16 protein-coding genes and 1 riboswitch are annotated in these 14,564 nt (G+C 38.1%); of the genes, 1 reads left to right on the top strand and 15 read right to left on the bottom strand.

The genetic code is table 11. The features are described 5' to 3' along the window. Nucleotides 1-36: 36 nt before the first annotated feature. The 14 genes from desB to SAY88_RS10075 form a co-directional block, all read right to left on the bottom strand. On the bottom strand, nucleotides 37-1,134 hold the full coding sequence (gene desB, locus SAY88_RS10140) for a Delta(10) desaturase DesB (RefSeq protein ID WP_332631552.1): 1,098 nt from the start codon (nucleotides 1,132-1,134) through the stop codon (nucleotides 37-39). 64 nt (nucleotides 1,135-1,198) lie between these two features. Then, on the bottom strand, nucleotides 1,199-2,389 hold the full coding sequence (locus SAY88_RS10135) for a Ger(x)C family spore germination protein (RefSeq protein WP_332631551.1): 1,191 nt from the start codon (nucleotides 2,387-2,389) through the stop codon (nucleotides 1,199-1,201). Then, nucleotides 2,386-3,987 carry a spore germination protein gene (locus tag SAY88_RS10130; RefSeq protein WP_332631550.1) on the bottom strand — a complete coding sequence of 534 codons (1,602 nt, stop codon included), beginning with the start codon at nucleotides 3,985-3,987 and terminating at the stop codon, nucleotides 2,386-2,388. Before SAY88_RS10130 ends, SAY88_RS10135 begins: the two co-directional genes overlap by 4 nt. Next, the gene (locus SAY88_RS10125) at nucleotides 3,984-5,108 is read right to left on the bottom strand and encodes a GerAB/ArcD/ProY family transporter (RefSeq protein WP_332631548.1); all 1,125 of its coding nucleotides are present in this window, start codon (nucleotides 5,106-5,108) and stop codon (nucleotides 3,984-3,986) included. The genes SAY88_RS10130 and SAY88_RS10125 overlap by 4 nt, the downstream gene beginning before the upstream one ends. Nucleotides 5,109-5,117: 9 nt before the next feature. Then, on the bottom strand, nucleotides 5,118-5,432 hold the full coding sequence (locus SAY88_RS10120) for a hypothetical protein (RefSeq protein WP_332631547.1): 315 nt from the start codon (nucleotides 5,430-5,432) through the stop codon (nucleotides 5,118-5,120). A 120-nt stretch (nucleotides 5,433-5,552) separates the two neighbouring features. Next, entirely contained in the window at nucleotides 5,553-5,723 is a 171-nt protein-coding gene (locus SAY88_RS10115; protein WP_332631545.1) for a Ger(x)C family spore germination C-terminal domain-containing protein, read from the bottom strand. Then, the gene (locus SAY88_RS10110) at nucleotides 5,693-6,100 is read right to left on the bottom strand and encodes a Ger(x)C family spore germination protein (RefSeq protein WP_332631544.1); all 408 of its coding nucleotides are present in this window, start codon (nucleotides 6,098-6,100) and stop codon (nucleotides 5,693-5,695) included. The genes SAY88_RS10115 and SAY88_RS10110 overlap by 31 nt, the downstream gene beginning before the upstream one ends. After that, a complete protein-coding gene (locus tag SAY88_RS10105; protein WP_332631619.1) occupies nucleotides 6,097-6,852 on the bottom strand; it encodes a GerAB/ArcD/ProY family transporter in 756 nt (251 codons plus the stop codon). The genes SAY88_RS10110 and SAY88_RS10105 overlap by 4 nt, the downstream gene beginning before the upstream one ends. Continuing rightward, entirely contained in the window at nucleotides 6,816-7,205 is a 390-nt protein-coding gene (locus tag SAY88_RS10100; RefSeq protein WP_332631543.1) for a hypothetical protein, read from the bottom strand. Before SAY88_RS10100 ends, SAY88_RS10105 begins: the two co-directional genes overlap by 37 nt. 160 nt (nucleotides 7,206-7,365) lie before the next feature. Then, nucleotides 7,366-7,761: a gamma-glutamylcyclotransferase family protein gene (locus SAY88_RS10095; protein ID WP_332631542.1), complete on the bottom strand. Its 396-nt coding sequence runs from the start codon at nucleotides 7,759-7,761 to the stop codon at nucleotides 7,366-7,368. A 35-nt stretch (nucleotides 7,762-7,796) separates the two neighbouring features. Further along, nucleotides 7,797-9,134, bottom strand: coding sequence for a 5'-deoxyadenosine deaminase (locus tag SAY88_RS10090; protein WP_332631541.1), 1,338 nt, complete (start codon nucleotides 9,132-9,134; stop codon nucleotides 7,797-7,799). Nucleotides 9,135-9,232: 98 nt separating this feature from the next. Continuing rightward, nucleotides 9,233-9,333: riboswitch (purine riboswitch) on the bottom strand. A 111-nt stretch (nucleotides 9,334-9,444) separates the two neighbouring features. Next, nucleotides 9,445-10,563, bottom strand: coding sequence for a DEAD/DEAH box helicase (locus tag SAY88_RS10085; RefSeq protein ID WP_332631539.1), 1,119 nt, complete (start codon nucleotides 10,561-10,563; stop codon nucleotides 9,445-9,447). 231 nt (nucleotides 10,564-10,794) lie between these two features. Further along, the gene (locus SAY88_RS10080) at nucleotides 10,795-12,195 is read right to left on the bottom strand and encodes an MATE family efflux transporter (RefSeq protein ID WP_332631538.1); all 1,401 of its coding nucleotides are present in this window, start codon (nucleotides 12,193-12,195) and stop codon (nucleotides 10,795-10,797) included. A gap of 17 nt (nucleotides 12,196-12,212) precedes the next feature. Then, entirely contained in the window at nucleotides 12,213-12,641 is a 429-nt protein-coding gene (locus tag SAY88_RS10075) for a MarR family winged helix-turn-helix transcriptional regulator (RefSeq protein ID WP_332631537.1), read from the bottom strand. 176 nt (nucleotides 12,642-12,817) lie between these two features. Here SAY88_RS10075 and SAY88_RS10070 point away from each other — a divergent pair, with 176 nt between their 5' ends. Then, entirely contained in the window at nucleotides 12,818-14,239 is a 1,422-nt protein-coding gene (locus SAY88_RS10070; protein ID WP_332631536.1) for a hypothetical protein, read from the top strand. 61 nt (nucleotides 14,240-14,300) lie between these two features. Here the strand turns inward: SAY88_RS10070 and SAY88_RS10065 are convergent, their stop codons facing one another. Beyond that, entirely contained in the window at nucleotides 14,301-14,507 is a 207-nt protein-coding gene (locus SAY88_RS10065) for a YwbE family protein (RefSeq protein ID WP_332631534.1), read from the bottom strand. Nucleotides 14,508-14,564: the final 57 nt, after the last annotated feature.

Here is a 14,564-nt window from a genome sequence, read left to right as displayed (position 1 = left end):
AAGAGAAAGACATAGTCCTTCTCTGGTAGTAATTAATTATTTTTGATTTTCCGAATTAGATAAGGAAGAAACAAGATCAGATTCCCTTACTTTTCTTGCCACTTTCTTTATGTTTGTTGTGTCCAACCCTTCACCTAAAGCCCCGAATACTTCTCCACTACTTGGATCAACAAGTACACGATCTTGATAAGGTCTTGGAGTTTTCCATAATGCAATTAAGGCCTTATCAAAACGCATTTCATGGTAGCGCTCTGGCCAATGTTCTTTAATTAATTTTTTAACTTGAGGATAATATTTAGAACTCATCCCTGGAAATAAATGATGCTCTGTATGATAAGAAAAGTTAAAATGCAGAACATCAACCCATTTTGGAACCGTAACCGTTAAGCTATTAGCTAATGGGTCATTCACTTCTGTCGTTGGGTTTAAGCGGTGATTTGTTGATATATAGGCCATCACGATAAGGTTGGCAATTAACAATGGGAGCAAAAACATAAATATCCATTTAACCGGTCCAACCCAAACGAGCAAACCAATCCATGTCATCCAAGGAACGATTGCTTCGATCATTACTGCAGGGCGCTTCTTAGGATTAAACTCCTTCAGATAGATCACAAACATATTTACAGAGTGTACTGTAAACTGAAATGACAACGAACAGAAGCTAAAGAAAGCGCGAACAGGTAATGGGAGTTTATACACCCAGCGCAGGAATCGACTTTTCATGATTCTCTCTAGCGTCGGCCAGGAATCTGGATCATGCTCCTCATGCTGTGTATGAACATGATGTGTTAAGTTATGCCATTTTCTCCACAGCTTTGGCCCTGTACTTAACGGCCAAAAGGCAACAGCCCCTAAAAAATCTCTTAGCCAAGGTTTTCTAACTACCGTGCCATGTAAAATTTCATGACCTAAAAACCCTAAAGCAGCAAAGCTTGCTCCAATAACAATCGAGATAGGTACATAAAACAGTGGAAATACGTCTAACAGCCCAATTGTAAGTAATCCCACTACCGTAATGACTAGATAAGCTAGTCCACCCCATAACCGAGTAGGAACTGGTTGAAACGCTTTTTTCGGCAGGTGAGGTTTTAATTTTGCTGCATACCAGCCAAACGAATGTAAATCTTGCAAATAAAAAACACCCTTCCAAATACACCTTTTACAGTTTGATATCTTCACACTTCTAATCTTACCCTTATTCATCCACTTGTTCAATAAAACTCTTTGTCCTCATCCCATCTCTTCTTATATAAACCTTAGCATTAACACTTATTTTGGCTTTTTTAAATTCCTCATCCCAATCATCTTTGTGTTCTTTGAATTTTTTATATTGTTGCTTGCTTAAATGCTCGCCAAATCCAAATACATCAACCCCATACTTGTTCTGTACGTTCGTAATCGTTGTTGTAAGTTTTTGTTCTAAATGGTCTTCCATAATGCTTTGATATCTTTCGTACGTGCTAATCTCACCTAAGGAATCTGGACATTGATTATCGTGGATATCTCCCTCAATGATGATTCGTAGTGTAAAAGCTGGAGCATCACCATCATAATTTGCAGTCACTTTTGTATGGGAATTATAAACTTGCAATGCAAAGAATCCATCCTCGCCGCAATCAGCAGTTGCCGTAGTTTGATCAATATCTTGAGTCCACATATAGTTTCGTGTGTCTTCTGCCGATAGAAATCCGACTAAGCGATCCTTATGAAACATCGCCATACCGTCATACTCAATTACCGCATTTAAATCTAGCTCTCTGTTATCGTCGACATTACGACCTTCATTAGGATTTCCCCTAATCGTAACCGCAGCTGCTACCGGATGTCTCCCCGGTGAAGTCAAGGCAAACACAAAATCGGTAAGAGCTGAATCTGGGTACCCTCCCCAATTATCTTTGATCGTACGAAATTGCTCATACATTTTCAACGAAGGGACTTTCTGAATAGGGTAAGTCGTTGTTATAATGTCCTTTGCCCTGACTCCTCTTGCGACAATAATTTGAAAATCATTACGAAATTGTCCGCTTTTCTCTAAAAACTGTAAAAACCTTGATATTCCTTCTTTTGCTACCTTCTCATCGATGATTAACGTTCTCGTATGCGAAAAATTCAACTCCCTTGTAATTCCCAAATTCATTTTATTAAGCAATTCAGCCATTGTTAGTCCTTTGAGCTCATACGTAATTGTCGGAGTCATCCCTTCTGCAGTTTGGTCATTTAGCTCGCTCGCATTGATCGCTTCAATCGTTAAGCTAAACGCCTCATCATCACTTACTTCTAGAGCTAATCCTGTAACTAGAGACACTTGATCTAATTCTTTACGATCCCAGCAGCCCGATAGAATAACGATTACAGAAAGGACGAGTAAGATTCCTTTCCCTCTCATGAACTTTCCTCCTTTTGCTTAGAAGGTAGTGGATTAGCGTTTGGTTCTTTCACATCGGCTTTTGGATGCAAGTAATTAGGTCTACGCTTCATCAGTTGTATCGGCAAACGCACAAACACATCTTTCTGGTCCTCTAAAATAAATGGGCCCATTGGTGCTAAATACGGAACACCAAATGATCGTAAGCTTGCTAAATGAGCAATGATCATTAAAAACCCAATGATCGTTCCAAATAACCCGAGCGCTGCTGTCATGAAGATCAATGCAAACCGGAGCAAACGAGTGGAATTCGCAAAGGAATAAACAGGTGCAACAAACCCTGCCATTGCCGTTAAAGCGACAGTAATAACAAGAAAATGAGAAACAACTCCTGCTTCAACGGCTGCTTGACCGATAACGAGAGCTCCAACAATCGAAACTGTCTGACCTACAACCCGAGGCATCCTAACTCCAGCCTCTCGCAAAATTTCAAATGTTACTTCCATTAATAACAATTCAACAACAGCAGGAAAAGGTACCCCTTCCCTTTGCGCTTGAATACTAATAATTAACCCTGTTGGAATTAATTGCGGATGATATGTTGTTAAACCAATATAGAAAGATGGTAACAACAATGCAATTAAAAACGCCAAATACCTAAGCAATCGTAGCATCGATGCCATCATAAAACCTTGATAGTAATCTTCACTTACTTGGAAAAAGTCAGTGAAAACAACAGGTGCCAAAAGAACGTACGGGGTTCCATCAACAATGACAGCGACTTTTCCTTCTACGATATTTGCTGATACCGTATCAGGACGGTCAGTATGATACAACATCGGAAAGGGAGTAATGACACGATCTGCAATAAATTCTTCAATATTACCAGAATCAAAGATCGCACTGCCCTTAATATCCTTAACTCGTTGTCTAACCTGTCTTACGATCTCCTCGCTAGCAACATTGTCCAAATAGGCAATACAAACTGCTGTTTGTGTATCTTTTCCTACAGTGAATTGTTCAACTTTCAAGTGAGGATTTTTAATTCTTCTTCTAATTAAACTAACATTTGTCGCTTTCACTTCTGTGAAACTATCTTGCGGACCACGAACGATCGTTTGTGTTTTCGACTGTTCGACTGCTCTACTTTCTGTCGTAATCGTGCTGATTGCAATCGCTTTTGATAATCCATCAATTAAAATGACGGTAAAACCTGAGAGAATATACCAGCTTACTTCATGGTTGTATTCTATAACAATGCAATTGTTACTAGAAAAAAATTCTTTCTGAAAATTTTCAAGCTGTGAAACTGTTGTTACCTGTTTTTGATTTCTGTATGCATTAGCAAGTGCCGGCCGAATCGTCTCAGCTACAGTCGGAAGATCAACCATACTAGTCAAGTAAAGAAGTAATCCTTCTTGCTTACCGACAAAGACTTTTTCCATATAAAAATCATAATTTTTCTCGAACGTTTGATTAAATTCTTCTTCATTTTTTTTTATGGACGGTGATATGCTAATTAAACCATTTTGATCATCTACTAGGTCTTCAGGAGTCGTTTTGTGATTCGTACCATCGACTTTCATGGAGGAGATGATCTGTCTAAATACTTTTTTCACGATGCGATCCCTCCCGAAACTGATTTATTCTTTCTTTTTTTCATCCAAATGATACAAAACAACAGCACTGGTATTCCAAATTGTAATGGAAGATGTAGCAAATAAGGAACAATAACCAAGCCCTCTTCAAAATGTTCTACAATGTTTACGGAGTTCAATACGGCAAAGAACGGAATCAACATACCAATAGGAATAATATATTTATTAATGGGAATTAAAAAAATGTACTCCAATCCTTTTAGTCCCGCATAGAAGAAGACACTTACTTTGATAAAAACCCCACACATTAAAATAAAGACGACCAATATATCTACACGCTCGATGAACTCCATTAACATAATCTCTCTCGCGGCTGTCATTAATGGAAACAGCGTCCTCGTTTTCAAATCAACTCCAAGAGCAGCAACTTGAATAACATTGGCATATATGATTAATAGGCCACTTGCCGCTACGGCTGCGCCCCCTACTTTTCCTACATGTGAAAATCGGGTTGTAGCTGTCATTATAACGGTAAAAACAATGACTTCACCATAAGGAAACGTTAGCAATGTAGGGAATACCGCCTCAAAAACAGGACCAAACCCTTCCCCTAGAATAGGAAGTAAATGAGTAAATTGCAGGCCTTCACTAAAAAAAAGTAAGAGTCCTACAACAATTAATATCCCGATAATATATGGAGAAATAACCTCCGTCACACGAGCAAGCACTTCAAGACCTAAATAGACGGTATACATAACAGGAAGCATCATTGCAATTACGATAACTTCCATCGGAGTAAACGGCAAAATGGTAATATTCATTAGCTCCCCAAAGTCGCGAATATTTCTTGAAGCAATATAAAAAAAATAAAGCGCGTAAAGTATGCACATGAATGTACCGAGAATTTTTCCAAATGCAAAAAAAAGCATTTCATATAAATTTTTCTGATCAGAAAATGAGATTAGTTGAAAGTAACTCCATACAATGATTACCCCCACCGATGCTGCAATTACTTCAGAAATCCATACATCTTGCTTAGCTTCTTCCCCTGTACCTACCACTACGGCTGTTCCTATCGCAAAAATCGTGATTAAAATAAATAATTGCCATAATGATATTTTTTCGTTCCCATTTGCCTTCATAGCACTCACTCACTTGTTTACAGATTGTTGCCCCTTTTGATTTTTCTTTTCTTTGTAGTCAATATATACAGCAACCAATAACCCTACGACAGCAGCCGCTGTCACAATCGTTCGTCTCGTCCCTAATTCAAATGGATAAATATGAATAATGCTTTCTAAAAAAGACATTCCGTAAATGATCGTGTCAAACACCGCCATCAAGAGGACCATTGAAACTAAAATAACAAAAAAGATTAAGGTAACCACTTCTTCGTTCACCTCAAGTTTCCGTCGTTCTACCCTTTTATCGTTTCCTGTACAGCAAGATTTATGTAACCTTTCCATTTATCCACCAATATACACTAAAGAAACTAGCACCTTAGCTAGTGCTAGTTTACTTTAGTGTACCTGTTGAAACGATCCTTAATTCTACATGGGTTGTTATATCTGCTCGGCTAAATCCTTCTACCCACTTTTTTTAGACCATTCTTTTGCATTGTTTAATCGGAAATAATCGCCAAACCCAATCGGGTCCACTTCAGCTTCTTGAAAAGATGCAAGAGCTCGTAACACCTTTTGCTCAAGATGCTTACTCGCTTCTTCTTCTACTTCCTCCCTGTTATCTCGTACAGACAAATACCTCGTTCCATCGTAATCAACAATACTTCCACGGTTAATAATTCATTTATATAATTGTTAATTTCAGGTTTATCTTTATACGTTGCTGTCAAAATATCCTCCACAGTTCCTTTCACAACAGCTACAAAAACATTTGAGCCAACTTGTGGATCACGATAAAGATTTTCTAGCTCTTTCATTACTCCTCTTTTTCTTGCAAACTCTTCGCTAAATAACACGACTCGCAATTGTGCAGAAGTAAGGGTTTTTTCTGTTAAAGTTGACACATCCATCATCACCATTCCTAAGTCCTCAATTACTGGATGCTCCAAATTAGGGTCAGCACAACCAAATAGCAATAAAATAGCCATCATTAATAGTGCTGCTTTCTTCATGAAGCCACTCCTTTCTCTTTCGTCTCCTTCCTCAACTTATTTTTCACTTTATGAATGAGAAGCAGCAAGATTGGTGATGTGTTTAATGCATAAGCAAAATAAGTACTCAAATCATCAAAAATTAAATCTTGAATATGAATGGGGATGGGTCCGATAATACTGACAGTGGCTACTAGAACTACAACATAGCCATGCCACGTTCGATTTTTATGTCTGTTAAAAAGGGCATCCATCCCTTTTTCTGCTACCCATAAATACGTAGCCGATGTTGAAAGTACTAGAAACACCCACAGTGTAGTACCAAAATTTTCAATCCGTTCCACAAACGGCAATTGGATTGCTTGAAATAGATTTAACACAGGGTATAGCAAATTATCTATTTGCCATGGTGAAAAGTAAGCAACAGCGGCTATTGAAACGAGAAAGTAATACGTAACAGCAATCCAAATACCTAAAGACGCATAAAGGAAAGCTTTTTTTTGGTTTTTTATATACGGGAAGTAAAACATGATCAATCCGTAGCCAAACATCGCAATGGAGCCGTCATATAGAGCTTCTAGCCAAGCAGTTCCACTTACTTCAAATGTAGGAACAACGTGAAGCCAATTTCCTGCTTGTAATGGCCACTGAAGAAAGACGATCATCCAACCGGTCAAAAAAAAGGAAAACATGTAAAAGCGAGCAACAGACTTAATTCCCCCTAAGACGATACAGGTTACAACAAAAAAAAGGCTAATAGTAAATGATGCAATCGTAAACGTAGGCAGGACGATCGATTGAACGAGACGAACATATTCCTGGCCAACAGTTGTGTCGTATAATTTTTAAAAATTTCATCTGCTTTAGTGGATGTTGACTGGTTTAGCGGATTAAATACTAATTCATCGATAATAGACGTTTCGACAATCGTATTTAAATAAACGATTGTTACCGTTTTATCACCAATTTTTATTTCTTTCATAACAAAGTCATCAACATCGGCTAAGCTTTTTTTGATCGCATCTTTTGTTATAGGCTCTTTAATGTCCTGATTTGCTTTATTATCATCATGTGGTTGAGGGGGAAATAACTGTTTAAACTTGAAACCTTTTCTCTTACGCCTCATTAAACACCCCTCCATATAATTTGGTCCATAAGTAAAATGTTCCCAGTTCATTATTGAATTATGTACTTACAAAAACGTCATAAAAATGACAAAGAGTAGGAAAAATCACATAAAGTGATTCTTCCTACTTCTAAAGAAAATAGTATCCAATACTGTAATTTCAACATTTTCTATATAAAATCCAATCGTTTTCCTCAATAGTATTGTAACAATCTGATAGTTGTTTCCCTGCAATGTAAACAAACGCTTCTCTTTCCCCCTCTTCTGTATATACAGTCCTCACCACTCGGTCATATTCATTTGATTTACGGCCAGATACGTAGTCTTCTAATTGATCGATCTGCACTAATTCATCGATTGTAACTTCATATAATTCACCTGATACTTTACGTTCTGGGTTGTCTTTTAAGACTGGATATCCGTACCCAGTATCATGTAACTCGCCTAAAGCCCATGATGTTAAAGAAATGACTTTTGCTTCATTTAAATAATGAGCATTTGCTCCTCCTTTCCTTAATGTCCCATAAACAAATACCAAATAAGTTTGCTCACTCAAAACGATCACTTCCCTTTTAACCTTAAACATCTAAACTAAACAATGTTTACCATTCTTTTTGTCATTCGTTGAATCGATCGATTTGCTTCTGCTAAAACCATAGCCTTATCCAACGTTTTCATTATACGGTTCTCCATAACGATGTTCCCATTGATAATTGATGTAATAACATCAGCTCTAGTAGCTGAATAAACAATACGAGAAATCGGATCAACATTAAAGGACGGGTACGTATGAAAGTTGTGCAAATCTAACATGATTAAATCTGCTTTCTTACCGACTTCAATACTTCCAATATCACTTTCCAAACCAATCGCTTTTGCTCCACCAATTGTCGCCATCTTTAATACTGTCTTAGCATCCATTGTCGTAGGTCCATGAAGTGGTTTTTGAATAAGGGCAGCCAAACGCATTTCATTAAACATGTCAAGATTATTATTGCATGGTGCCCCATCCGCACCAAGACTTACTGAAACTTGTTCATTTAGTAAACTTGGAATCTCAGCAACTCCTGATGCTAGTTTTAAATTAGAGCCTGGACAATGGCTCACATGGATCCCCTTTTCTTTAATAATTCGCTTTTCATTCTCACTTAACCAGACGCAATGAGCCAAAATAAGGCGATCATTAGCTAGGCCGATATGATCCAAATACTCAATATTTTTCATTCCCGTTTCATGTTCAACAATTTTGATTTCACCGCGATTTTCCGAAGCATGAGTATGCACATTGACTCCATAATGAGCTGAAAGATTGGCAACCTCTTTTAAGAGAGGTTCCGTGCAAGATACAACGAACCTAGGCGAAAAGGCATACTTTATTCGACCATCATCATAGTTATGCCATTTTTCTAACAAATCAACACTTTCTTGAACCGATTGTTTTGTATTTTCTTGCAATACTTTTGGCACTTCGTCTCCTTTATCCATCATGACTTTCCCTGATAATGCCCGTATTCCACTTGAAGCAATGGCTTGAAAAGCTGAATCCGTATGATGTACTGTCTCCATATCAACAATAGATGTCGTCCCACTTTGGATCAATTCACCGATACCTAACAGAGCTGAGTAGTATACGGATTCCTCATCATGTGCTGCCTCTAGTGGCCAAATCCGTTTTTTTAACCAATCTAACAATTCTAGATCATCGGCCCTTCCACGGAACACGGTTTGACACAAATGAATATGCGTCTGAACAAATCCGGGAATGACTGTCTTGTTAGAAGCATCAATCACTTTATCTACAGTTGGCGGATCTAAATTTACTCCTATTTCTTTTATTCGATCATGTTCAATTAAAATATCTCCAACAAAAATATCATCACTTTCGTTCATCGTCACGATTTCAGCTTGTTTAAGTAATATTTTACTCAAGGAAACCACCCCAAATTAAGAATATAGCCGCACAAAAAAGCTACAAAAAATGTGCAATAGTCCACTGAAAATGGTTCCCTTTTCACCTTTTCAAGCAGCAATCATACACATTTTTTCGTAGCTAGGAATTTACGGTTCCAAGTAGAAACCCTTGGTCCATATTACTCAAGGTTATACGAAAATAGAAGCAGTTATTTAGTTGACTACACTGCTACTATACGAAAAAAAATAAATGTATTCTATAAACAGGTCAGAAAATCTCCCGTGTTTTTTCATAATTATTGTAACCTATATGTTTTTAAGACATCTTTTAAGTACGATCAATTCTTTGTCGTTCTAACCTCTTTCCGATTCCATTTTCAATTAACTCTAAGTGACGGCGATCTTTCGGTGCAACAAATGTAAAAGCTCGTCCTTCCTCTCCAGCACGGCCCGTCCTCCCTATGCGGTGAATATAGCTTTCAACATCGTGTGGAATGTCGTAATTAAAGACGTGAGTCACCCCTTCCACATCTAATCCACGGGCCGCGACATCCGTTGCGACTAAATATTGAATTTGGCATTCCCGAAATGCTTTCATCACTTTTTCACGTTTAGCCTGAGACAAATCACCATGTAATTCATCTACGAGATATCGATTCGCTAATAGGGCTGCATTTAACTTGCTTGCTCTTCGTTTTGTACGGCAGAAAATAATCGCTAAAAACGGTTGTTCTTGTTTCATAACCGTTCTCAGTGTATCTTGCTTCGCTCGATCCGTTGTTTCAACAATCATCTGTTTAATTCGGTCAATCGTCACATTTTTTTGTTCAACATAAATATTTTCAGGCTGCTTCATATACTCATTTGCTAGTTCACGGATTTCCTCAGGCATCGTAGCTGAAAATAACAACGTTTGCCTAACGGTGGGAGTTTGTCGAATCACTTCTCTTACTTCCTGTAAAAAGCCCATATGCAGCATTTGGTCTGCTTCATCTAACACAAGGACCTTTACTTCGCTTAGATCAATTGTTTCCCGCCTAATATGATCAAGAAGCCTACCAGGTGTTGCAATAATAATCTGTATCGCTCCTTTTAATTTATGTAGCTGCTGTTCAACATCTTGACCTCCATAAACGGCCAGCACATCGATTGTAGGTAAGTGCTCTACCATCTTTTTTGCTTCATTTGTAATCTGCAGAGCAAGTTCTCTTGTTGGTGCGACAATTAACGCTTGAACATTTGACTTGTTTGGATCAATGCTCTCAATAATTGGGAGAAGAAACGCTAATGTTTTACCCGTTCCTGTCTGTGCTTGAGCTATGAGATCCCCTCCAGTACGAACAAAGGGGATTGCTTTTTCTTGGATCGGCGTTGGACTTGTAATGCCGTACTCTTTTAACCTTGCATGTAATTCTTGACTGACACCTAATGCTTGAAAATCCTTCATTTATTTCCCTACTTTCTAACTTAACAGCATGTGCTTTATTTTTACGTAAACTTACATCATTGTACCATTTTAAAAACAGAGAGTAGCTCATGGCGAGTTACTCTCTGTTTTCGTCTATTTTTTCTTCCAACAGTACTCTTCATACGAGGGAACTGAAAAAGGGTGGTTTTCCAAAGCCCCTAAAAAGGTACGGTTTTCACCTTTTTCCAGTGGCCTCCTTCATACATGGCTTTACGTTCCTGGTGATACAGGAACAGCATTTTCCTCCGTCTTATCTCTTCCTCTCCCTTTTCCAAAAAAGATGTCTCGATCACGATACATTAATATAGCTCCTAATAGGCAAGCAAAGAAATCTGAAATAGGAAAGGCCAAAAAGACACCATAAACACCAATGAAATGCGGCAAAATTAGCACGAGTGGGATTAAGAAGATCAGTTGTCGTGATAATGATAAGATTAATGCTTGCTTTGGCTTACCTAGTGCTTGATATAACCCACTACTAATTACTTGAATAGCGATTAAGAAGAAGGCTGCAAACATAATCCGTAAATACTCCACACCAGCATCAATGACAACTGGATTAGACGTGAATATCATCATCAACAAATGAGGCACAGTCATAATTAAAATAAAAATGAAAACCGAAATATAAAATGTAACTTTTAAACTTAGTACGACGGTTTCACGTAAACGATCAAAATTTTGAGCTCCGTAGTTATACCCAACAATCGGCTGCATTCCTTGCATAACACCAAGCATTGGCATGACTGTAAACATAATAATTCGTTGAATAATCCCAAATACCCCAACATGGAGATCGCCTCCAAAACGAATGAGCATCGAATTGATCGCAATCATCATCACACTACCTGCTGCCTGTTGCGCAAATGCTGGTAACCCTACTGCAACTACTTCTTTCACAATTGCAAACTTAATTTTCAAATCTGCCATCCGTAGCTGCAATGAGCTTTTCCCTGTTAAGAAATATCGTAAAATAACAATTGTCACTGAAGCTTGAGAGATAACGGTCGCAATGGCAGCCCCTTGAACACCCATGTTAAATCCAAAAATAAAAATAGGATCCAATATAATATTAATGACAGCTGGAATGATCATCGTCATCATTGCAAATTGAGCATTGCCTTCTGACCTAACAATATTATTCGTTGCAAACGCAAAAGAGAAGAAAAAAGTTCCTAACAAAATGGGAAACATGTAATCAAATGAATAGCCTAATATGTCAGGAGTGGCTCCAAATAATCGTAAAGTTGGTTCTAGTATCGTAAATGCGCCAATCATTCCTAACACACTAATAATGAGAATGACAGAAATAATATTCCCAAATACATGATTCGCCTCTTCTTCTCTTCTCTCCCCTAATCTTCTAGAGATAACAGAAGCTCCCCCAATCCCCATAGCAGCAGACACTGCCATCATAATCATCATGATCGGAAAAGCAATGGTTACCCCTGCAACCGCATCAATTCCTACTCCATATGAAATAAAAATCGTATCGACAACATTGTATAATGCCATCACAAACATCCCAATCATAGCCGGGATGGACAAGTTTTTTAACAACTTCGGAATCGGTTCGGTTCCAAGTCGCTCACTTTGCATCTTTTGTTTCATTCGTAATAACCAACTTTCTAATTTTTATAAAAAAATGCTACTCTACGTAAAAAAGAGAAAAACAACTGTTTTTCCTCGTCAGAAAAATTATTCATAAGCTTTTCATCCATTTGGCCCATTTCATTCCATAGTTTTTCTTCCAGGTCTCTCCCTTTTTCCGTTAAACTAATAATTTTCGACCGTCTATCTTGTTCACTTTCTTTCTTATTAATCAGCCCATTTTTCAACATAGAATCAATGATTCCATTCATTGTAGAAGCTTTAATGTATAAACGGTTTTGTAAAGCAGACTGTAAGAGTTCACTATGCTCTGTTAATTGATATAGCACCTTAAACTGGGCATGAGTTACCCCGTATTCCGCTAACTTTTGATTAAATTGATTTTGCATAAGGTGGGCCACAATACCAATTTGATATCCAATTCGATCTTCTAAATTTCTATCCACAATTACTTAGCCCCCTAACTATTCTAATAAAATCTTACACCCATTTCACTCAACATTCAACTATTTATTTCGAACAACTAAATAGTTTCATATTTTTGCTGAATACACCCATGCCTAGTCCCTGTCATATATTATTGTAAGTTTTGGCTTTACTGCAAAAGAAAGGAGCAAAACTTATGGAATTAACTGCCCCTCATTGGATCTACCTTATTGGCACATTCATTATTATTATAACAATGCTTTTCAGGCAGAATGTCGTCGTGCCAGCTGTGTTAATGACCTTCTTTGTAGGATGGGTTTATACTGGCTCATTTTCCATTGGGCTTCAATCGATTTTTCAAGCAAGTTTAACTGCTGCTGCTGAGCTTTTTAATATTTTTCTCATTATCGCGATCATGACTGCCTTACTTCATTCTTTAAAAGCGATCGGTGCGGATGAACAAATGATCACTCCTTTTCAACGTGTTATGAAAAATGGGCATATTTCTTTTTGGGTGATTGTCTTTGTCACTTATGCGATCTCTCTATTTTTCTGGCCAACACCTGCTGTCCCATTAATCGGTGCCTTGTTGATTCCTGTTGCAATAAGGGCTGGTTTGCCCCCGATTGGTGCTGCCATTGCAATTTCTTTAGCCGGCCAAGGGATGGCGTTATCTGCTGATTATATGATTCAAATTGCTCCGATGCTAAATGCAACATCAGCAGGTATTGATGTCGGACCTGTTGCTGACAGAGCGTTAGTTTTATCACTCATTACTGGTGCTGTTGCGCTAACGTATGCATATTTCTCCATTAGGAAGTCAATCAAAGCTCCTTCACGCGAGCATCTTCTTACATGGGAAAAAGCAGGAAATCCCGAAATGGAAGAGGAAGCCATTACTCCTAGCACTACTCAAAAACACCGAGTGTTCTTTGCATTGTTAGTACCAATCTCTTTTCTAATTATTGTGATCTATATGGTGCTTTCAATGTTTACTGACGCAATACCGGATATGGAAGGTGGTGCTGGTGCTTCATTAATCGGCGGGACCGCTGTTATCTTATTAGTAGTAGCTTCTAGTTTCTATAATTTCAGAAAATCACTCGCAAATGTAAGTGATTTTTTAGTGAAAGGTTTCGTCTTTGCCTTTAAAGCAATGGGACCAGTGATCCCTATAGCTGGCTTCTTCTTTATAGGAAGTGGAGAATTTTCAGCAAAAATCTTTGGGATGGAAGCTGACCAAGCACCTTCTTTCTTGTTTGACCTCGTTCAAGCTGGTCAGCAAGTGATTCCTGAAAGTTCTATTTTGGCCGCATTTGGCATTCTATTAATTGGAATGATTACAGGCTTAGATGGCTCAGGTTTCTCAGGACTTCCATTAGTAGGGGCGTTATCAGGAGCATTAGGTGAAAGCGTTGGAATTGATGTTGCTACACTTGCTGCCATCGGTCAAATGGGTTCCATCTGGGTAGGTGGAGGAACTCTAATCGCCTGGTCCTCATTAGTAGCTGTAGCCGGTTTTGCAAAAGTCCCTGTAATGGACCTCGTCCGAAAAGCGTTTATCCCTGTAATGCTAGGGCTCATTGTTTCAACCATTGCTGCGTTGTTTTTATTTTAAATGAATCTAGTTCTCTCGTACGATTTCAACATAAAAAAATAGCTGAGCAAATAGTTTTTGCTCAGCTATTTTTAATAATTGCTTTCACCCGGCCTACTTGACCATCCTGAAGTCGGACTTTTATTCCATGAGGGTGATGCGGTGATTTTGTTAAAAGGTCTTTTACGATTCCTCTAGTCGTTTTTCCCGTACGTTGATCTTGCTTTAGGACAATATCCACTTCAATACCTGGTTGAATGTTCTTTCTCTCTTGTCCTGACTTTGTCATATGAAATCCTCATCTCAACTAATTTATTGACTTCTAGTATACACAAAAAAGTGTACA

This window comes from Halalkalibacter flavus (genome assembly GCF_036663575.1).
GTDB classification, from domain to species: Bacteria; Bacillota; Bacilli; order Bacillales; family Bacillaceae_D; genus Halalkalibacter; species Halalkalibacter flavus.
This window is presented reverse-complemented; position numbering and strand designations above follow the sequence as displayed.